16 protein-coding genes are annotated in these 19,163 nt (G+C 70.9%); 8 read left to right on the forward strand and 8 right to left on the reverse strand.

Annotated elements, in window-relative coordinates; genetic code table 11:
- Positions 1–4: 4 nt before the first annotated feature.
- Positions 5–1,132, reverse strand: coding sequence for a M4 family metallopeptidase (locus tag WA788_RS31795; RefSeq protein ID WP_335983359.1), 1,128 nt, complete (start codon positions 1,130–1,132; stop codon positions 5–7).
- 298 nt (positions 1,133–1,430) lie between these two features.
- Between WA788_RS31795 and leuA the strand changes: the two genes are divergently transcribed.
- From leuA to WA788_RS31815, 4 genes are all read left to right on the forward strand, one after another.
- On the forward strand, positions 1,431–3,203 hold the full coding sequence (gene leuA, locus WA788_RS31800; protein WP_335983361.1) for a 2-isopropylmalate synthase: 1,773 nt from the start codon (positions 1,431–1,433) through the stop codon (positions 3,201–3,203).
- A 312-nt stretch (positions 3,204–3,515) separates the two neighbouring features.
- The gene (locus WA788_RS31805) at positions 3,516–4,217 is read left to right on the forward strand and encodes a TerB family tellurite resistance protein (protein WP_335983363.1); all 702 of its coding nucleotides are present in this window, start codon (positions 3,516–3,518) and stop codon (positions 4,215–4,217) included.
- Positions 4,218–4,405: 188 nt separating this feature from the next.
- Complete coding sequence (recO, locus tag WA788_RS31810) at positions 4,406–5,152, forward strand: DNA repair protein RecO (RefSeq protein WP_335983366.1); 747 nt, start codon at positions 4,406–4,408, stop codon at positions 5,150–5,152.
- Positions 5,153–5,275: 123 nt separating this feature from the next.
- A complete protein-coding gene (locus WA788_RS31815) occupies positions 5,276–6,073 on the forward strand; it encodes an isoprenyl transferase (RefSeq protein WP_335983368.1) in 798 nt (265 codons plus the stop codon).
- 111 nt (positions 6,074–6,184) lie between these two features.
- Here the strand turns inward: WA788_RS31815 and WA788_RS31820 are convergent, their stop codons facing one another.
- A complete protein-coding gene (locus WA788_RS31820; protein WP_335983372.1) occupies positions 6,185–7,567 on the reverse strand; it encodes a glycine--tRNA ligase in 1,383 nt (460 codons plus the stop codon).
- A gap of 244 nt (positions 7,568–7,811) precedes the next feature.
- On the opposite strand from WA788_RS31820, the gene WA788_RS31825 reads away from it, so the two are divergent.
- On the forward strand, positions 7,812–8,222 hold the full coding sequence (locus WA788_RS31825) for a Fur family transcriptional regulator (RefSeq protein ID WP_335983376.1): 411 nt from the start codon (positions 7,812–7,814) through the stop codon (positions 8,220–8,222).
- Positions 8,223–8,277: 55 nt separating this feature from the next.
- Here the strand turns inward: WA788_RS31825 and WA788_RS31830 are convergent, their stop codons facing one another.
- A complete protein-coding gene (locus tag WA788_RS31830; protein WP_335983378.1) occupies positions 8,278–9,258 on the reverse strand; it encodes a helix-turn-helix domain-containing protein in 981 nt (326 codons plus the stop codon).
- 175 nt (positions 9,259–9,433) lie between these two features.
- Entirely contained in the window at positions 9,434–10,972 is a 1,539-nt protein-coding gene (locus WA788_RS31835; RefSeq protein ID WP_443034126.1) for an MFS transporter, read from the reverse strand.
- 89 nt (positions 10,973–11,061) lie between these two features.
- Here WA788_RS31835 and WA788_RS31840 point away from each other — a divergent pair, with 89 nt between their 5' ends.
- Positions 11,062–11,970, forward strand: coding sequence for a helix-turn-helix transcriptional regulator (locus WA788_RS31840; protein WP_335983380.1), 909 nt, complete (start codon positions 11,062–11,064; stop codon positions 11,968–11,970).
- Positions 11,971–11,976: 6 nt separating this feature from the next.
- Here WA788_RS31840 and WA788_RS31845 read toward each other — a convergent pair whose 3' ends face one another.
- From WA788_RS31845 to WA788_RS31855, 3 genes are all read right to left on the reverse strand, one after another.
- Positions 11,977–12,954, reverse strand: coding sequence for a protein-L-isoaspartate(D-aspartate) O-methyltransferase (locus WA788_RS31845; RefSeq protein ID WP_335983382.1), 978 nt, complete (start codon positions 12,952–12,954; stop codon positions 11,977–11,979).
- A 130-nt stretch (positions 12,955–13,084) separates the two neighbouring features.
- Positions 13,085–14,062, reverse strand: a complete 978-nt coding sequence (locus WA788_RS31850; RefSeq protein WP_335983384.1) for an MvdC/MvdD family ATP grasp protein — start codon at positions 14,060–14,062, stop codon at positions 13,085–13,087.
- Between the two features lie 4 nt (positions 14,063–14,066).
- Positions 14,067–14,345 (reverse strand): hypothetical protein, encoded by a 279-nt coding sequence (locus WA788_RS31855; protein WP_335983386.1) that lies wholly within the window; start codon positions 14,343–14,345, stop codon positions 14,067–14,069.
- Between the two features lie 139 nt (positions 14,346–14,484).
- Between WA788_RS31855 and WA788_RS31860 the strand changes: the two genes are divergently transcribed.
- Together WA788_RS31860 and cyaB are read left to right on the forward strand one after the other, a co-directional pair.
- A complete protein-coding gene (locus WA788_RS31860; protein WP_335983388.1) occupies positions 14,485–15,330 on the forward strand; it encodes a helix-turn-helix domain-containing protein in 846 nt (281 codons plus the stop codon).
- Positions 15,331–15,343: 13 nt separating this feature from the next.
- The gene (gene cyaB, locus WA788_RS31865; RefSeq protein ID WP_335983390.1) at positions 15,344–15,901 is read left to right on the forward strand and encodes a class IV adenylate cyclase; all 558 of its coding nucleotides are present in this window, start codon (positions 15,344–15,346) and stop codon (positions 15,899–15,901) included.
- Between the two features lie 172 nt (positions 15,902–16,073).
- Here cyaB and ppdK read toward each other — a convergent pair whose 3' ends face one another.
- The gene (gene ppdK / locus WA788_RS31870; RefSeq protein WP_335983420.1) at positions 16,074–18,839 is read right to left on the reverse strand and encodes a pyruvate, phosphate dikinase; all 2,766 of its coding nucleotides are present in this window, start codon (positions 18,837–18,839) and stop codon (positions 16,074–16,076) included.
- Between the last annotated feature and the right edge of the window lie 324 nt (positions 18,840–19,163).

A 19,163-nucleotide genomic window follows, 5' to 3' on the forward strand; every position in this document is an offset into this window, starting at 1 on the left:
GAAGTCACGCCTCCTGGGTCTGCTCACCGGGCTGCTGACGCGGCAGTTCGGCGGTGCCGGAGCCCGAGCCGCTGCCGGCGTCGGTGACGCCGACGGTGGACCACGCGGAGCGGACCGCCTGGTACTGGGCACCTTCACCGTAGCGCGCCTTCGCCGCCGCGGCGGTGGCCGCGGCGAACGCCGCGAAGTCGGTGTCGGCGGCGAGCGAGCCGCCGGTGAGGGTGTCGTACCAGATCTGCCCGGCCTGCTCCCAGGCGTGGCCGCCGAGCGCGGCGGCGACGAGGTAGAAGGCGTGGTTGGGGATGCCGGAGTTGATGTGCACCCCGCCGTTGTCGTCCGAGCCGGAGACGTATCCGGCCATGGTGCCCGGCTGCGGGTCCTTGCCCAGGCGCGGGTCGTCGTAGGCGGTGCCGGGGGCCTTCATGGAGCGCAGGGCGACGCCGTGCACGCCGGGGGCGAGCAGCCCGGAGCCGATCAGCCAGTCGGCCTGGTCGGCGGTCTGCCCGAGGGTGAACTGCTTGATCAGGCTGCCGAAGACGTCGGACACCGATTCGTTGAGGGCGCCGGACTGGCCCTGGTAGTCGAGGTTGGCGGTGTACTGGGTGACGCCGTGGGTCAGTTCGTGCCCGATCACGTCGACGGGGATGGTGAAGTCGAGGAAGACCTTGCCGTCGCCGTCGCCGAAGACCATCTGCTCGCCGTTCCAGAAGGCGTTGTTGTAGCCCTTCAGGTAGTGCACGCTGGCGGTCAGCGGCAGTCCGCGGCCGTCGATGGAGTGCCGGCCGTACGCCTTGAGGTAGGTCTCGAAGGTGTCGCCGAGCCCGTCGTACGCGCGGTTGACGCTGGCGTCCTTGGACGGCTGGGCGCCCTCGGCGCGGACCTCGGTGCCGGGCAGGTCGTCCTTGTGGCCGGCGTCGTGGATGGTGCGCTTCGGCTGGTCGGAGGGTGCGGACGGGGCGGCGGCGGTGCGGGCGGCCCCGGCCGGGCCGAGCGCGGCGTTGAGCCGGCGCCGGGTGCGCTCCCGGGCGTCGTGCTCCAGCGTGTGGCGCGCGGGGCCGGACAGGTCGGCGTCGTCGGACCTGGCGAGGCGGTCCAGGATGTGCGGCGGCACGATCGTGCAGAAAACTCCCATGGACGAACTGTGACAGTCACCGCACGTGCTGTCACTCGATTCCCGTCCACACCACGGGAAGGGGGGATTCGGCCGGACCGCGGTGGACGGCCGATCGTCTTGCATGGTGAGAGGAAGTACGCATCGGGTGCGTGTTCCGTCCGCGCGTGGGCTACTGTCGATGCCATGCGTTTCGGGCTGCTTCTCCTTAGCTGCCGCGGCGAGGGCCTGTAGTCGTAGGCCGACCCCCTCCCCGCGGAGTTTCGGCGTTTCCAAGCCGTCGGCCGCCCCGAGCGGAGCCCCGAGGAGAGCCACCCCGATGAACAGCCAGCCCAGCCGGAACCGTGTCGGCCGCCCCACGCCCATCACCGCCGCGACCGTCGCCCAGCGCGCCACGTCGATGCCGATCCACAAGTACGGGCGGTACGAGCAGGTCGACATCCCCGACCGCACCTGGCCGGACGCCCGCGTCACCAAGGCTCCCCGGTGGCTGTCCACCGACCTGCGCGACGGCAACCAGGCGCTGATCGACCCGATGTCGCCGGCCCGCAAGCGGGAGATGTTCGACCTGCTGGTGCGCATGGGCTACAAGGAGATCGAGGTGGGCTTCCCCGCCTCCGGCCAGACCGACTTCGACTTCGTGCGCTCCATCATCGAGCAGGACGCGATCCCGGACGACGTGACGATCTCCGTGCTGACCCAGTCCCGCGAGGAGCTGATCGAGCGGACCGTCCAGTCGCTGGTCGGCGCCCGCCGGGCCACCGTCCACCTGTACAACGCGACCGCGCCGGTCTTCCGGCGGGTGGTCTTCCGCGGCAGCCGCGACCAGGTACGGCAGATCGCGGTGGACGGCACCCGCCTGGTGGTGGAGTACGCCGACAAGATCCTCGGCGACGACACCGTCTTCGGCTACCAGTACAGCCCGGAGATCTTCACCGACACCGAGCTGGACTTCGCGCTGGAGGTCTGCGAGGGCGTGATGGACGTCTGGCAGCCCGAGGAGGGCCGCGAGATCATCCTCAACCTGCCCGCCACGGTGGAGCGTTCCACCCCGTCCACGCACGCCGACCGCTTCGAGTGGATGTCGCGCAACCTGTCCCGGCGGGAGTACGTGTGCCTGTCGGTGCACCCGCACAACGACCGCGGCACCGCGGTGGCCGCCGCCGAACTGGCGCTGATGGCCGGCGCGGACCGCATCGAGGGCTGCCTGTTCGGGCAGGGCGAGCGGACCGGCAACGTGGACCTGGTCACGCTGGGCATGAACCTCTTCAGCCAGGGCATCGACCCGCAGATCGACTTCTCGCAGATCGACGAGATCCGCCGCACTGCCGAGTACTGCAACCAGATGGAGATCCACCCGCGCCACCCCTACGCGGGCGACCTGGTCTACACGTCCTTCTCCGGCTCCCACCAGGACGCCATCAAGAAGGGCTTCGAGGCGATGGAGGCCGACGCCGCCGCCCAGGGCAGGAGCGTCGACGAGATCGAGTGGGCGGTGCCCTACCTGCCGATCGACCCCAAGGACGTCGGCCGCTCCTACGAGGCCGTCATCCGGGTCAACTCGCAGTCCGGCAAGGGCGGTATCGCCTACGTGCTGAAGAACGACCACAAGCTGGACCTGCCGCGCCGGATGCAGATCGAGTTCTCGAAGATCATCCAGAACAAGACCGACACCGAGGGCGGCGAGGTCACCCCGGCGCAGATCTGGGCGATCTTCCAGGACGAGTACCTGCCCACCCCGGACAACGCGTGGGGCCGGATCACGCTGCACTCCGCCCAGACCTCCAGCTCCAGCGACGGCGCCGACGAACTGACCGTCGGCGCCGAGGTGGACGGCGAGGCGACCACCCTCACCGGCCGCGGCAACGGCCCGATCTCGGCGTTCTTCGACGCCCTGGCGGGCGTCGGCGTGGACGCCCGGCTGCTGGACTACTCCGAGCACACCCTCAGCGAGGGCGCGTCCGCGCAGGCCGCGTCCTACATCGAGTGCGCCATCGACGGCCGGGTGATGTGGGGCATCGGCATCGACGCCAACACCACCCGCGCCTCGCTGAAGGCCGTCGTCTCGGCCGTCAACCGCGCAGGGCGGTAACGGGACCGCCCGTTCGGCCCGTCGGCGCCGGGCCGCCCGTCAACGCGGGTCGGACCTTCCCCCCGGTGAGTGATTCGCGCACCGGGGGGAGGGCTGCCGGGTGCCGGCCATCCGCCGCGGCAGGTCCCGAAAACGGGCGCGGCGGGCTGCCCGGGAGGGCCGAAAAGCCCCCGGCCGACAGCAACTGACCCCGCACGCGGTACTGACGGCGTAGCCAACTGTGGCTAACATCACGCTCGACGGCACCGTGGCCGCTGCGCACGTTGGCGCCGTTGCGGATGCGTACCGGGACGAGGACGGCCGGAGGGTGCGATGAAACTGGGGCCTATCTGGAGTGTGCGCACATCCTGGCACACCGAGGACGACGGCGAGTTCTACTGCCCCGAGTGCGGCGGCGACCGCGCGTACCACCGCAGAACCGGCACCCGCAGGCTGACGGTCTTCAACGTCCCCCTGTTCGCGCGGGGTTCGGCCGGCAGCGTGATCGAGTGCACCGCGTGCCACCGCCAGTACGGCTCCGAGGTGCTGGCCTTCCCGACCACCACCCGCTTCTCCGCGATGCTGCGGGACGCGGTGCACACCATCGCGCTCGCCGTGCTCACCGCGGGCGGCGCCGACGCGAAGCCGACCCGGGAGGCCGCGGTCGGCGCGGTGCGGGCGGCGGGCTTCAGCGACTGCACCGAGGACCAGCTGCTCGGGCTGCTGGCCGCGATCGTCGCCGACGAGGGCCGCTTCCGCCGCTCCGACGAACTCGGCCCGGACTCCTTCGCCGAGGCCGTCGACGGCTGCGGCAGCTGGCTGTCGATCGAGCTGCACGAGGCGCTGGAGCCACTCACCGACCACCTCGCACCCCAGGGCCGAGAACGGGTGCTGCTCGAAGGCGCGCACATCGCGCTCGCCGACGGCCCCTACCGGCCGGCCGAGCGCGACGTGCTGGAGGCGATCGGCCGCTGCCTGTCGATCAACACCTCCGACATCGACCGCCTGCTGCGGGCCGCCGCGACAGCGGCCTGACCGGCCCCGGCCAGGGGCCGCCTCCCGGACCGGCCTCCCCGCCCGGGCCCGGACCGCCGGCGTGCGCGTACGGGGCGTACGGCGGTGGTCCGCGGTCCGGATACGGCGGCGGCCTGGCGCGGCCCGCTGCGGCACGGCACGGCGAACCGTTTCCCCGGGCCGGACCCCGGTAGGCGAGAATGGTCCGCATGAGTCTGTTCCGCGACGACGGCATCGTGCTGCGCACCCAGAAGCTGGGCGAGGCGGACCGGATCATCACCCTGCTGACCCGCAGGAACGGCCGGGTGCGCGCGGTGGCCCGCGGGGTGCGCCGCACCAAGTCGAAGTTCGGCGCCCGGCTGGAGCCGTTCAGCCACGTCGACGTGCAGTTCTTCACCCGGGGCGGCGAACTCGTCGGCCGCGGGCTGCCGTTGTGCACGCAGGGCGAGACCATCGCCCCGTACGGCGGCGCCATCGTCACCGACTACGAGCGCTACACCGCGGGCACTGCCATGCTGGAGACCGCCGAGCGCTTCACCGACCACGAGGGCGAGCCCGCGGTGCAGCAGTACCTGCTGCTGGTCGGCGCGCTGCGCACGCTCGCCGCGGGCGCCCACGAACCGCGGCTGGTGCTGGACGCCTTCCTGCTGCGCTCGCTCGCGGTCAACGGCTACGCCCCGAGCTTCGACGACTGCGCGCGGTGCGGGATGGCCGGGCCGAACCGGTTCTTTTCGGTCGGCTCGGGAGGAGTCGTCTGCGGCGAGTGCCGGGTGCCCGGAAGCGTCGTACCCTCACGGGAGGCACTGGAACTGCTCGGCGCGCTGCTGGGCGGCGACTGGGAGACCGCGGACGCCTGTGAGCCGCGCCACTGCCGCGAGGGCAGCGGGCTGGTGGCGGCCTACCTCCAGTGGCACCTGGAGCGCGGGCTGCGGTCGCTGCGCTTCGTGGAGAAGTGAGGCGGCCGCGGCTCACGCCGTACCCCGCCGCACCGCAGCGCACCGCACCGCCTGATCGCCGCACCGCACCGCACCGCATGATCGACGAACGACCTGCCACGACCTGTCGGGAGACGTACCACCATGGCACGACGCGGGATTCTCACCCGTCACCGGAAGACCTACAGCGCGCCCGAGCCGCACCCCTCCGGCGAGCGCCCGCCGAAGATCCCGGGCGAGCTGGTCCCCAAGCACGTCGCCGTGGTGATGGACGGGAACGGCCGCTGGGCGACGGAGCGGGGCCTGCCGCGGACCGAGGGCCACAAGGTCGGTGAGGGCGTCGTCCTCGACGTGCTCAAGGGCTGCCTGGAGATCGGCGTCAAGAACCTGTCGCTGTACGCCTTCTCCACCGAGAACTGGAAGCGCTCGCCGGAGGAGGTGCGCTTCCTGATGAACTTCAACCGCGACGTCATCCGGCGCCGCCGCGACGAGATGGACGAGCTGGGCATCCGCATCCGCTGGGTCGGGCGGATGCCGAAGATGTGGAAGTCCGTGGTGCAGGAGCTCCAAGTAGCGCAGGAGCAGACGGTCGGCAACACCGCGATGACGCTCTACTTCTGCCTGAACTACGGGGGCCGCGCCGAGATCGCCGACGCCGCGCAGGCGCTGGCCCGCGACGTGGCCGCCGGCCGGCTGGACCCGGGGCGGGTCAACGAGAAGACCTTCGCGAAGTACCTGTACTACCCCGACATGCCCGACGTGGACCTCTTCCTGCGGCCCAGCGGCGAGCAGCGCACCTCCAACTACCTGCTGTGGCAGAGCTCTTACGCGGAGATGGTCTTCCAGGACGTCCTGTGGCCGGACTTCGACCGCCGCGACCTGTGGCGCGCCTGCCTGGAGTACGCCCGGCGCGACCGCCGCTTCGGCTCCGCCCAGGCGTAGGCACACGCCGGCGCCCGAAGACAGACGCGAAAGGGGCGCGGGAACCGGCGATCCGGGTCCCGCGCCCCTTATCCGCGCGAGGACTCGCGTCAGAGTCGTGTCGGAGTCGCGTCAGCAGCCCAGCAGGCGGGAGCCGAGGTAGGACTCGACCTGGTCGAGGGAGACGCGCTCCTGCTTCATCGTGTCGCGCTCGCGCACCGTGACGGCGTTGTCATCGAGGGTGTCGAAGTCCACGGTGACGCAGAAGGGCGTGCCGATCTCGTCCTGGCGGCGGTAGCGGCGGCCGATCGCGCCCGCGTCGTCGAACTCGATGTTCCAGTTCTTGCGGAGCGCGGTCGCCAGGCCCTTGGCCTTCGGGGACAGCTGCGGGTTGCGGGACAGCGGCAGCACCGCGACCTTGACCGGCGCCAGCCGCGGGTCGAGCCGCATGACGGTCCGCTTCTCCATGACGCCCTTGGCGTTGGGCGCCTCGTCCTCGTTGTACGCGTCGAGCATGAACGCGAGCATGGCGCGGTTCACGCCCGCCGCCGGCTCGATCACGTACGGGTACCAGCGCTCGCCGGCCTCCTGGTCGAAGTACGACAGGTCCTGGCCGGACGCCTTCGCGTGCGCCGACAGGTCGTAGTCCGTGCGGTTCGCGACGCCCTCCAGCTCGCTGAACTCCTGACCGCCGAACTGGAAGCGGTACTCGATGTCAGCGGTGCGCTTGGAGTAGTGGGAGAGCTTCTCCTTCGGGTGCTCGTACCACCGGATGTTCTCCTCGCGGATGCCGAGGCCGGTGTACCAGTTCCAGCGCTCCTGCATCCAGTACTCGTGCCACTTCTCGTCCTCGCCCGGCTTGACGAAGAACTCCATCTCCATCTGCTCGAACTCGCGGGTGCGGAAGATGAAGTTGCCGGGCGTGATCTCGTTGCGGAACGACTTGCCCATCTGCGCGATGCCGAACGGCGGCTTGCGGCGGGCGGTGGTCTGCACCTGGGCGAAGTTCACGAAGATGCCCTGCGCGGTCTCCGGCCGCAGGTACGCCACCGAGCCGGCGTCCTGCGTCGGGCCGAGGTGGGTCTGGAGCATGCCGGAGAACTGCTTGGGCTCGGTGAAGGCGCCCTTGGTGCCGCAGTGCGGGCAGTTGATGTCGGCGAGGCCGTTCGCGGGCAGCCTGCCGTGCTTCGCCTCGTACGCCTCCTCCAGGTGGTCGGCGCGGAAGCGCTTGTGGCAGGAGGTGCACTCGGTGAGCGGGTCGGAGAAGGTGGCCACGTGGCCGGAGGCGACCCAGACCTCGGGGGAGAGGATCACCGACGAGTCGAGTCCCACCACGTCGTCACGCGAAATCACCATGGCGCGCCACCACTGGCGCTTGATGTTCTCCTTGAGCTCGACGCCCAGCGGTCCGTAGTCCCAGGCGGCCTTGGAACCGCCGTAGATCTCACTGCTCGGGAAAACGAAGCCACGGCGCTTGCTCAGGCTGACGATGGTGTCGATCTTGTCGGCGGCCACGGTGCTCTCTTCAGTGCGACGGGGGGTTCGGTCGCCCCAGATTACCGGCGGGTGCGGGGCCCATATCAAATCCGTTCCGGCGCGCGGGCCGCCGAGGGCCTCCGCTTCGGCGCCGAGCGCGCAATACTTGACAACGGTTTCCACTTGTCCGGGCCGTGGCGGTCCGGCCGGGGCTGGCACAATGGGCCGCCGGGCCCGGGTCCGGGGACGGCGGCCTCGGGACGACCTGAGAAGGAGGCAACCCGTGGACAGCACCAAGCAGCCGGTGCGCGGCCGCTCCACCCGACAGCGCGCCGCGGTCGCGGCGGCCCTCGACGAGGTCGACGAGTTCCGCAGCGCCCAGGACCTGCACGACCTGCTGAAGCACCGCGGCGACTCGGTGGGCCTGACCACGGTCTACCGCACCCTCCAGTCGCTGGCCGACGCCGGCGAGGTGGACGTGCTGCGCACCGGCGACGGCGAGTCCGTCTACCGCCGCTGCTCCGGCGGCGGCCACCACCACCATCTGGTCTGCCGCGGCTGCGGCCGGGCCGTCGAGGTCGAGGGCCCCGCGGTCGAGAAGTGGGCGGAGTCCATCGCGACCACCCACGGGTTCGTGGATGTCTCCCACACCATGGAGATCATCGGGACCTGCGCCGACTGCGCGAGCAGCTAGCCGCTGACCGCTGACTGCTGACCGCGAGCCGCTGACCGTTGGCCGCCGGACGGCCTTAGAGCCAGCTGCGCCGGGCCGCCTCCATGCCGAGCTGGAAGCGGGTCCGCGCGCCCGCGTGCTGCATCAGGTCGTGGATGTGCCGCTGCACCGTGCGGATGCTCCACCCGAAGGTGCGGGCGATCACCTCGTCGGTGGCGCCGCTGGCCAGCAGCCCGAGCAGCTGCCGGTCGCGCGGGTCCATCGTCTCCTGGACACCGTTCGGCCCCGACCGGTTCAGCGGCACCGCGCGGGCCCACACGGACTCGAAGAGGGCCGCCGCCATGTCCAGCAGCGAGGACGGGTGGATGAGGTAGGCGATGCCGTTGTGGTAGTCGTCGGCGGAGCTCATGATCGCCAGGGCGTCGTCGCACATCACCAGCTTCACCGGCAGCGACGTGCCGACCTTGGCACGTTCGCCGCGCCGGATGCCCTCCCAGATGTTCTCCAGCCGCCCGGGCAGCGCCACCGACTCCTGGTCGTAGACCACGCGGTAGCCGATGGTGCCCGCCTCCAGGAATCGCCGCTCCTCCAGGTTGGGGCCCTCGTCGCCGTGCTCGCCCGCGGCGACGAAGTACGGCGGCTTGTCGAACGCCCGGATCTCGCGCTGCGCACGGCGCTGCACCCGTACGAAGGTGCGCCAGATCTGCGGCGCGCCCGTGACCACCTCGATCCGGGCGTCGAGCCGGCGCGCGGACTTCTCGGCGTGGAACGCCTCGTCCAGCTTGTTCAGGTGCTGCTGGAGCAGCCGGAGTTCGTGCTCGCGTTTGGCGATCAGCACCGAGCCGGCCAGCGACGGCTCCACCGCCGAGTAGCGGGCCGGGCGGCCGGGTGTGCGCGTCACCAGACCGCGGTCGATCAGGCTGGACAGCGCGCGCGTCGTCGTGGACGTGGTGACGTTGACCCGGCTCGACAGCACGTCGGCGGTGGAGTTGCCGCGCGAGATCAGTGCCTCGTAGACCCGCGCCTCCGTCTCCGGTATGCCGACCGTTTCCCACATGAGCACTCCCTGTCGTGTATACGACACGCGTCGTGTACCCGCAGCCATCCGGTCATGGTCATGGCTGACACAACTGCGCCACGGTCTCATACCGCAGGGCTCACCGGGGAGCGCCCACGAAGGGGGTGCCGGGGCGACTGCCCCGGCACCCCCTCGCTGTTTCGCTCCGGCCCGCTCAGACCACCTTGCGGGGCAGGCGCAGGCTCAGCGCGACCGTTGCCGCCACGGCCACGAGCTGGGCGAGGAGGGTCCACACCAGGGCGTCCTGGATGCCGACCGACGACGTCGACAGGCTCAGGAAGAGCGTGCCGAGGGTGGCGACGCCCAGCGCCAGGGCGGACTGCTGGGTGGTGGCCATCGCACCGCTGCCGACGCCCGCCTGGGCCGCGGGCACCTCGCTCAGCACGATCCGCAGCACCACCGGCAGCACGAAGCCCTGCCCGAAGCCGGCCACCGCCATGCCCGGCGCGAGCGCCCACACGCCCAGGTGCGGCCAGCCCCAGAAGAACGTGCCGGCCAGGACCAGCAGGCCCGCCGCCTGGATCAGCGACCCGCCGGTCACCGTCAGCCGCCCCCAGCGCGCCACCGCGCGCGGCCCGAGCAGGGAGGCGGCGAAGAACGCCGCGCACAGCGGGGCCAGCGCCGCGCCCGCCTGGAGCGCGCTGAACTCCAGCCCGTCCTGCATCGCCACCGCCAGCACGAACATGAAGCCGCCGAAGCCCAGGCAGAACGGCACGATCAGCAGCAGTCCGCTGCGCACGCTGTGGATACGCACCAGCGACGGCGGCAGCAGCGGGTTGCCGCCGGTACGCTCCCCGCGCACCTCCACCGCCACGAACGCGGCCGCGGCGAACGGCGAGAGCGCCAGCAGCACCCACGCCCACACCGGCCAGCCGGCCGCGCGGCCCTCGGTGAGGGGCAGCAGCAGCGCGACCAGCGTCAGGGCCAGCAGTCCGGTGCCGGCCCGGTCGATCCGCGCCGGGTGCTGCGACTTCGTCTCCGGCACCGCACGCAGCGCCAGGACGAACGCGACCGCGGCGACCGGCACGTTCACCAGGAAGATCGACCGCCAGCCGCTGCCGGCGATGTCCGCGGAGACCAGGACGCCGCCCAGCACCTGCCCGACCACGCTGGCGATGCCCGCGGTCGCGCCGTAGTAGCTCAGCGCCTTGCCGCGGCTGCTGCCGGAGGTCGCGGACTGGATGGTGGCCAGGGCCTGCGGCAGCAGCAGCGCGGACGCCGCGCCCTGCGCGACCCGCGCGCCGACCAGCGTCCACGCGTCGGGGGCGACCCCGCAGGCCAGCGAGGTGAGGGCGAACAGCGCCAGCCCCCACAGGAAGAGGTTGCGGCGGCCGAACATGTCGCCGAGGCGGCCGCCGAGCACGAGCAGCACCGCGTACGCGACGCCGTAGCCGGAGACCACCATCTCCAGCACCGCGGAACCGGCGTGCAGGTCGTGGTCGATGGTGGGCAGGGCGACGTTGACGATGAAGAAGTCGACCATCGGCAGGGCGGCGCCGAGCAGGACGGTCAGCAGGCCCAGGGTGCTCAGGCCAGGGGTGGTCGGGCCGGGGGTGGTCGGGGCCGGGGTGGTCGGGTTCGGGGCGGGGGTGGTGCCCTTGCCCCTTCCGGTGCCGAGGTGGGTGACCCGGGGCAGCACCTGGGCCCGGGACACGAGGGTGGGTTCCATGCGATCGGTCACGTGTTCCACCATGGACCGCTGCTCAGGGGGGTACCAGACAGCGTTTATCCAGGTATACGGACCACCTGGCAATGGGCTGGGGAGTGCGGCACGCTGGAGGCATGACATCCAGCGGGCCCGGCATCCGGGATCGTACGGCTCCCGGCGGCGCGGCGGGCGAGAGCCGGCGGCGCGAACTCGCGTCCTTCCTGCGCAGCCGGCGCGAGCGGATCTCCCCGGAGCAGGTCGGGCTGCCCCCGGGCCGCCGGCGCCGTACGCCCGGGCTGCGCCGCGAGGAGGTCGCGCAGCTCGCCGCGGTGGGGGTCACCTGGTACACGTGGCTGGAGCAGGCCCGGGAGATCCAGGTCTCCGGGCAGGTCGCCGACGCGATCGCCCGGGCGCTGATGCTGGACCGGATCGAGCGGCGCCACCTGTTCACGCTCGCCGGGGCCGCCGACCCGCACCCGGACCTGGACTGCCCGGGCATGTCGACGACCGTCCGCGCCATGATCGACCAGCTCGAACCGCTGCCCGCGGTCGTCCTCAACAGCCGCTACGACATCATCGCCTACAACCGCACCTACGGGCGCCTGGTCACCGACCTCGACGCGATGCCGCCCGAGGACCGCAACCTGATGTGGCTGGCCTTCACCGACCCGCAGTGGCGCGAGCGGATGCTCGACCGGGAGGAGAACATCCGGCTGATGGCCGCGAAGTTCCGCGCCTCCATGGCCGAGCACCTCGCCGACCCCGCCTGGAAGGCCCTGCTCAGGCGCCTCCAGCAGGGCTCGCCCGAGTTCTGCGCGATGTGGGAGCGGCACGAGGTCCTCGTCCAGCCCGACAGCCACGTCAAGCGCTACCTCAACCCCGACGTCGGCCTGCTCGCCTTCGACTTCACCCACCTCTGGCTCGGCCCCCAGCAGGGCCCCCGCCTCACCACCTACGCCCCCGCCGACCCCACCACCCGCGAACGCCTCCACCGCCTCCACCACCTCACCCTCCCCCCAACCCCCCACCCCCTCCCGGCCTGACCCACCTCAGTCCGCCGCCCCGGCGCCCGACGGCACGCGGCACCCGGGCTCGTCGAGCCAGTGGAACTGGCGGTGCGGGCTGATCGTGGTGCCGAAGCGATCACGCGACGGGTTCCCATGGGACTGGAACCATGTGTGGGCAAGTTCCAGAACGTCCCACAGCTTCCGGGGACCCGCCTGCCGGACCGTGCCGCCCTTTACGTGCGCCAGCGAACCATCGGGGGTCCAGACGCGGTACCCCACGGCGCTGCCGTCATGGTCGAGTTCGGTGGCGTCGCTGAACTCGCCCAGCGCGAGAGACCCCACGAAGCGGAACATCTCCCCGCGGAGCAGGGCGATGTCTGTCCCGGCGGTCCGCGCCGTGAAGGGCCCGGCGTCGTGAGGGTAGGGGACCCTGCCGACCGCACCGGCTGCCCGCGCTTTCATGAAGTACGAGCCACCCGGGAGGAAACGGCCTTCCAGTACACCGTTCCCGCTCATGACCAGCCTGGCGGTGCCCCGCCCCAGCGGGCAGACCACCACCCCGCCTCGGCGTACCCCCTTCGCCAGGGCATAGGGAAAGGTGTCGAAGCCGCAGGTGACGATCAGCCGGTCCAGCGGGAAATCGTCGGGAAAGCCGTCCCGGGCGTCTCCGGCCACCACTCGGGGTGCGTAACCGCACGCGCGAAGTCGTGCCTCGGCGATGCGCGCGAGCGTCGCGTCGACTTCGATCGTGATGAGGTTCCTGTCGCCGACCCGGTGGCAGATCAGGCCGCTGTTGTAGCCCGTGCCGGTGGCGCCTTCGCCGACCTTGTCACCGTCTTCGACGTCGAGCGCCTCCAGCATGTCGAGCATGAGGCTCGGCTGGCTGGAAGACGATGTCGAGTGGCCGTCGGTGACCTGTGTCGTCAGGGCGTTGTCGCCGTAGACGGCGTCGAAGTATCCCGGAGACTCCGCGGTCACCGGCTCCCACACACCGTTCGCCTGTCGGTAGAAGACCGGCACGTAGAGGTGGCGGGGGGGGGGGGCTCCTCGACTGCCTTGCGCCAGCCGGTGGAGCGTAGGACGCCGTCGTTGGTGAGCTGCCGTGCCAGCGCCAGACGCAAGGCCGTCGTGGCTTCGTTGTCGGGACGGCTCACGTGATCACTCCTGTCAACAGGGAGGCGTGCGCCTCCGCGATGGGGAGACCTGTGGCAGCGGCGATGAACTGCCACTGGCCGGCTGGGTTGCACTCGTAGAAGATCCACCGGCCGTCCGGCAGAACGGCGAAGTCGAAGGCTCCGTAGTTCAAGCGGTATCCGGCCATGAAACGTCGGACGCCCTCGGCGACATCGTCGGGGATCGGGACCTGCTCGTATTCCAGCGCGTCGTAGTCACTGCGCCAGTCGTCCCTGGCCGCATCGCTTCCGGCGTGGATGGCGACGGGGAACATCTGCTGCCCGACGACGGTCAGCCGTACCTCGTAGTCCTTCGGAACCCACTCCTGGAGGTAGTGCGCGGTCAGCTCAAAGGACTCGTCCAGGTCCGAGACGTCGATGCGGCGGGTCGGAATCATCGTGGGCGGGGAGTCGGGCAGTTGCAGCGACGCCGCGGCTACCGGCTTCGACGCCAGCGGTCCGCCGATGGTCCGCCCCCACCGTCGGGCAGCGGCCAGGTCGTTGCCGATGAACGATCGGGGTACTTGCAGGCCGGCTGTCGTGGCGGTAACGAGCTGCCCGGGCTTGTGTGCGCTGGCCCGGTACACATCCGGATGGTGCATCCACGCGGCGGGCAGCGAGGCAAGGATCTGCACCATGCCCACCAATGCCTGGGAGACGGCCCATTCCCGGTAGACCTCGGCGACATCCGGAGAGACGGCCGGGAGCCCAGGCCGCCTGTAGTAGACGGCCCGGACCCCCTCCAGCCGCACCGTTTGCTCGCGCCGTGCCAGCGTGCCGGTCCAACCGTGCGCCACGTCCCGATGTTCGGCCGCCAGGGTGACGGCCACGGGGAACTCGCTCAGGTCGAAACGCAGGACCGGCACATGGCGTTCGTTGAGCGCCTGGACCACGAGGTCAGCGGTCGGGTCGAGTTGTTCTGCGATGACCAGCACATGCCCGCGCGACGCTGTCATGGCCCTACGCGAGCTTCGTCAGTCGGTGGGCCGACGGGACGTGCCCGGGCTCCGGCTCGGGGAAAGCGTACGGGTCGGCGTCCTCGTCGGGCGGAGTGCCGGGCGAGGTGTCGTTGTTGGTCGCCGTGGACGAGGCCGCGAGCGGTTCACCGGCCCACAGGCCGCCGCCTGCCGTGATGTTCACCTGACGTGTCTCGTCGTAGGTGAACGCCGACGGATCGATGGTCACCACAAACGTGGGCACCGGCACCTTTGCGCCGAACGGTACGAGAGTTGCGGTCATGCCGAGCAGCCTCCTTGTGTAGAGCGAAAAACGAGCGCGTGTGAACAGGGTCCGTGACCGTGCGTGCCGATTCGACTCCCGCGCGGTAATCTCACCGTGGGATGGTTTCTCATCCCGCCCTGGACGGTGCGGAGTTGAGATGGGCACAGCAGCAGGCCCGCGGTTGGCGATGCCGGAGTGGGCCTGGCAGCGGGCCGAGATGAGAGAGGCCCTGCGGAATCGGGACATCGGTGCTGTGTTCCGCCATGTGCAGCGCTGCTCCGGCGTCAGCCAGGCCCGTATCGCCGGCGCCGTCGACATGACACAGAGCCGGGTGAACGAGATCATCAACGGTCGTCGCGAGATCTCGCGCCTTGATGTGTACGAGCGCGTGGCTGACGGCCTCGGTATGCCCGACGACGCACGCCGACTGCTCGGCCTGGCTCCTGGCCGACAGGCTCGCTCAAAAGGCGTCGCTTTCGACCTCGCCGCTTTCCCCGAGGTCGTGCGGGTCTACGCGGCTCAGGCGGCTGCGGCCGAGGAGATCCGGCAGCATGCGGCGACCGCGGCGGAGATCGACGTACTCGCGGTGCGCGGGCTCGGCCTGCTCGCATTGAACGACTCTCTGCTGAGGCCCGGGTTGACCCGCACAAAGCCGCCCCGGGTACGCGTGCTGCTGCTAGACCCGAGAGCCCCTGCCGTCGCCACGCGCGCAGCGGAGATCGGCGAGTCGGCAGAGTCACTGGCCGGTGGCATCCAGTTGGCCGAGGCTCGGCTGCGCGAGCTGGCCGCAGGCAGTCAACTCGCCGTCTACCGCTACCGAGTCCTGCCCACCTGGCGGATCATCCGCCTCGACACCACCATGTACCTCTCGGCGTTCACCGCGGGCTGGGAAGGGCATGAGTCCGCCGTGTACAAGGTGATGCACACGCCGTCGGGGCCGCTGTTCGGGGGGTTTCGGAGGATGCTGGACGCGCTTGTCGCCGAGGCCGAGCGCGTTGTCTGAGGGAGGAGGGCAGTTGATAGAGGCCGAGTTGAAAGCGCGCGTGCGCGACCCCGAGCGGGTGCTCGCCGGACTGGAATCCTGTGCGGCCGGCCACGCCGAGGTCTACCGCGACACGTACTACGACACCGCCGGACGGGAGCTGACCGGCGAGGACCGTGAGCTGCGGGTGCGCACCGTGCGCGGGCCGGAGGCCACCCGCACGGTTCTCACGTACAAGGGTGCCCGGGTGGACGAGGCGTCCGGCTCCAAGCCCGAGGCGGAGACCGCCGTCGAGGATGCCGCCGCTGTGCACGAGATCGTGCGCGGCCTCGGGTACACGCCCGTGATCGAGTTCGAGAAGCACTGCCGGAACTACGGCTTCACATCCCGCGGACGCCGGATGCTCGCCACCCTCGTACGGGTGCCCGAGGTCGGCGGGCAGCACTGGATCGAGTTGGAGACGGTCGTGCCGGACGACGAACTCGCCGCGGCGCTCGCCGACGTACGGGAGGTGCTCGCGGACCTGGGGATCGAGGACGGTGATCTGACCACCGAGCAGTACACCGACGCCGTCGCCGCGGCACGGGCATGACGAGTGCCTGGCCCGGCGGCCGGGGGGGACTTCGGCAAGGGGGCGGGGGCGGCCGCTTCCGCACGAAGGGGCCGCCCCCGGTGGGGCGGGTCGGGGGGTGCCGGTGGTGAGGGTTGGGCGGCCCCGGTGGGGGCCGCCGCCGGCGGGCCGACCCGGCCCCGGTTTCAGGTGGTCAACTCAGCCCCGCCCGCCCGGCTTCGAGGCGGGCGACGGGGATGCGGAAGGGTGAGCAGGAGACGTAGTCCAGGCCCACCCGGTGGAAGAAGTGCACCGACTCCGGGTCACCGCCGTGCTCGCCGCACACCCCGAGCTTCAGGCCGGGGCGCACCGCGCGCCCCGCCTCCGCGGCCGAGCGGACCAGGGACCCGACCCCGTCGGCGTCGATCGTCTCGAACGGGGACACCCCGAAGATGCCCTTCTCCAGGTAGGCGGTGAAGAACGACGCCTCCACGTCGTCCCGGGAGAAGCCCCACACCGTCTGGGTGAGGTCATTGGTGCCGAAGGAGAAGAACTCGGCCGCCTCCGCGATCTGCCCGGCGGTCAGCGCGGCCCGCGGCAGCTCGATCATGGTGCCGATCGACAGCCTCAGCTCGGTGCCGCTCGCCGCCTCGACCTCGGCGATCACCGCGTCGGCCTCGTCGCGGACGAGTTCCAGCTCCTGCACGGTGCCCACCAGCGGGATCATGATCTCCGGGCGCGGGTCGCCCTTCACCGAGCGCCGGTACGCCGCCGCCTCGGCGATCGCCCGCACCTGCATCGCGAACAGCCCGGGGATGACCAGCCCGAGCCGTACCCCGCGCAGCCCCAGCATCGGGTTCTGCTCGTGCAGCTTGTGCACCGCCTGGAGCAGCCGCAGGTCGTTCTCGTTGGCGTCCTTGCGGGCCTCGGCGAGCGCGACCCGCACCGACAACTCCGTGATGTCCGGCAGGAACTCGTGCAGCGGCGGGTCCAACAGCCGTACGGTGACCGGCAGTCCGTCCATCGCCTCGAAGAGCTCCACGAAGTCGGCCTTCTGCAACGGCAGCAGCGCGCCCAGCGCCTCCTCCCGTTCGGCGTCGGTGTCGGCGAGCACCAGCCGCTCCACCAACTCCCGCCGCTCGCCCAGGAACATGTGCTCGGTGCGGCACAGCCCGATGCCCTGCGCGCCGAACCGCCGGGCCCGCGCGGCGTCCTCGGCGTTGTCGGCGTTGGCCCGTACCCGCAGCCGCCGCACCCGGTCGGCGTACGCCATCACCCGGTGCACCGCCTGCACCAGTTCGTCGGCCTCCTCCGCACCGGCGTGCATCCGGCCCTCGAAGTACTCGACCACCGGCGAGGGCACCACCGGCACCTCCCCGACGTAGACCTTCCCCGAGGACCCGTCGATCGAGATGAGGTCGCCCTCCTCTATCACCACACCGCCCGGCGCGGTCAGCCGGCGCCGCTTGGTGTCGACCTCCAGCTCCTCCGCCCCGCACACGCAGGTCTTGCCCATCCCGCGGGCCACCACGGCCGCGTGCGAGGTCTTGCCGCCGCGCGAGGTGAGGATGCCCTCGGCCGCGATCATGCCGTTCAGGTCGTCCGGGTTGGTCTCGCGCCGGATCAGGATGACCCGTTCACCCGAGCGCGACCACTTCACGGCGGTGTACGAGTCGAAGACCGCCTTCCCGACCGCCGCGCCCGGCGAGGCGGCGATGCCCCAGCCGATCCGCCGGTAGCGGGAGTCCCCGGCGGTCGCGGCGTCCTCGAACCGGGGGAACATCAGCTGGGCGAGCTGCGCGCCGTTGACCCGTTGCAGTGCCTCGGCCTCGTCGATCAGCCCCTGGTCGACCAGTTGCGTGGCGATCCGGAACGCGGCGGCCGCGGTCCGCTTGCCGACCCGGGTCTGGAGCATCCACAGCTGGCCGCGCTCGATGGTGAACTCGATGTCGCACAGGTCCCGGTAGTGCGTCTCCAGTGTCTCCATGATCTTCATCAGCTGGTCGTACGACGCCTTGTCGATCGCCTCCAGGTCGGCGAGCGGCACGGTGTTGCGGATGCCGGCCACCACGTCCTCGCCCTGGGCGTTCTGGAGGTAGTCGCCGTAGACGCCCTGCTGGCCGCTGGCCGGGTCGCGGGTGAAGGCCACCCCGGTGCCGGAGTCGGGGCCGAGGTTGCCGAAGACCATCGAGCAGACGTTGACCGCGGTGCCCAGGTCGCCGGGGATGCGCTCCTGGCGGCGGTAGAGCTTGGCCCGCTCGGTGTTCCAGGAGTCGAAGACGGCCCGGATCGCCAGGTCCATCTGCTCGCGCGGCTGCTGCGGGAACTCCCGCCCGGCGTGCGCCTCGACGATCGCCTTGAACTCCTCGACCAGCCGCCGCAGGTCGGCCGCGTCCAGCCCGAGGTCGCTGTCGGCGCCCTTGGCCCGCTTCGCCTCCTCCAGCGCCTCCTCGAAGAGGTCGCCGTCCACCCCGAGCACGGTCTTGCCGAACATCTGCACCAGGCGCCGGTAGGAGTCCCAGGCGAACCGCTCGTCGCCGCCGGCCTGCGCGGCCAGCCCCGCCACGGACGCGTCGGACAGCCCGATGTTCAGGACGGTGTCCATCATCCCCGGCATGGAGAACTTCGCCCCGGAACGCACCGACACCAGCAGCGGGTTGTCGTGCTGGCCGAGGGTGCGGCCCATCCGCTGCTCCAGCGCGTCGAGGTGCGCACTCACCTCGTCGCGGAGCGCGGCCGGTTCCGCACCGGACTCCAGGTAGACCTTGCACGCCTCGGTGGTGATGGTGAAGCCCGGCGGGACCGGGAGGCCGAGGTTGGTCATCTCGGCGAGGTTCGCACCCTTCCCGCCGAGCAGATCCTTGAGGTCCTTGTTGCCCTCAGTGAAGTCGTAGACGTACTTGCGCTTCTTCTCGCGTGTCGACACGGGTCCGTTGACTCCTCGCGTCCTTGTTGCCCTGACGGCGGGGAGCGTACCCATCTCGAAGGTGCCCAAGGCCGTCCATCATCACGACACACGGGTGTAACCGCTCGTCTGCCGTCTAATCCAAAGCACGCGGCTTCCGGCGGGGTCGGGGCGGTGCGTTCACGAGTCGAACGGACGACCCCGAAGCGCGAGGTGCGACGGCCGATTCGGGTACGCACGGTGACGGTTACGCGGGCCGGGTGTACACAACCGAATGGCACTGAGTGCCAAGCATTCGAGAAGTAGCGCGCTCTGATGTGCGCTCATTTGAGCGAATGGCATATCAGACGTGGCGCGAATCACGTGATCCGCCGTCCCCGCGTCTCATCTGTCGGACGT

It is taken from the genome of Streptomyces sp. CA2R106 (genome assembly GCF_037034245.1).
In the GTDB taxonomy this organism is placed as follows: Bacteria; Actinomycetota; Actinomycetes; order Streptomycetales; family Streptomycetaceae; genus Actinacidiphila.

Coding starts and splice junctions, on each gene's coding strand:
- WA788_RS31795 (WP_335983359.1), bottom strand. CDS start 1,132: ATGGGAGTTTTCTGCACGATCGTGCCGCCGCACATCCTGGACCGCCTC.
- leuA (WP_335983361.1), top strand. CDS start 1,431: ATGAACAGCCAGCCCAGCCGGAACCGTGTCGGCCGCCCCACGCCCATC.
- WA788_RS31805 (WP_335983363.1), top strand. CDS start 3,516: ATGAAACTGGGGCCTATCTGGAGTGTGCGCACATCCTGGCACACCGAG.
- recO (WP_335983366.1), top strand. CDS start 4,406: ATGAGTCTGTTCCGCGACGACGGCATCGTGCTGCGCACCCAGAAGCTG.
- WA788_RS31815 (WP_335983368.1), top strand. CDS start 5,276: ATGGCACGACGCGGGATTCTCACCCGTCACCGGAAGACCTACAGCGCG.
- WA788_RS31830 (WP_335983378.1), bottom strand. CDS start 9,258: ATGTGGGAAACGGTCGGCATACCGGAGACGGAGGCGCGGGTCTACGAG.
- WA788_RS31835 (WP_443034126.1), bottom strand. CDS start 10,972: ATGGTGGAACACGTGACCGATCGCATGGAACCCACCCTCGTGTCCCGG.
- WA788_RS31840 (WP_335983380.1), top strand. CDS start 11,062: ATGACATCCAGCGGGCCCGGCATCCGGGATCGTACGGCTCCCGGCGGC.
- WA788_RS31850 (WP_335983384.1), bottom strand. CDS start 14,062: ATGACAGCGTCGCGCGGGCATGTGCTGGTCATCGCAGAACAACTCGAC.
- WA788_RS31855 (WP_335983386.1), bottom strand. CDS start 14,345: ATGACCGCAACTCTCGTACCGTTCGGCGCAAAGGTGCCGGTGCCCACG.
- WA788_RS31860 (WP_335983388.1), top strand. CDS start 14,485: ATGGGCACAGCAGCAGGCCCGCGGTTGGCGATGCCGGAGTGGGCCTGG.
- ppdK (WP_335983420.1), bottom strand. CDS start 18,839: ATGGGTACGCTCCCCGCCGTCAGGGCAACAAGGACGCGAGGAGTCAAC.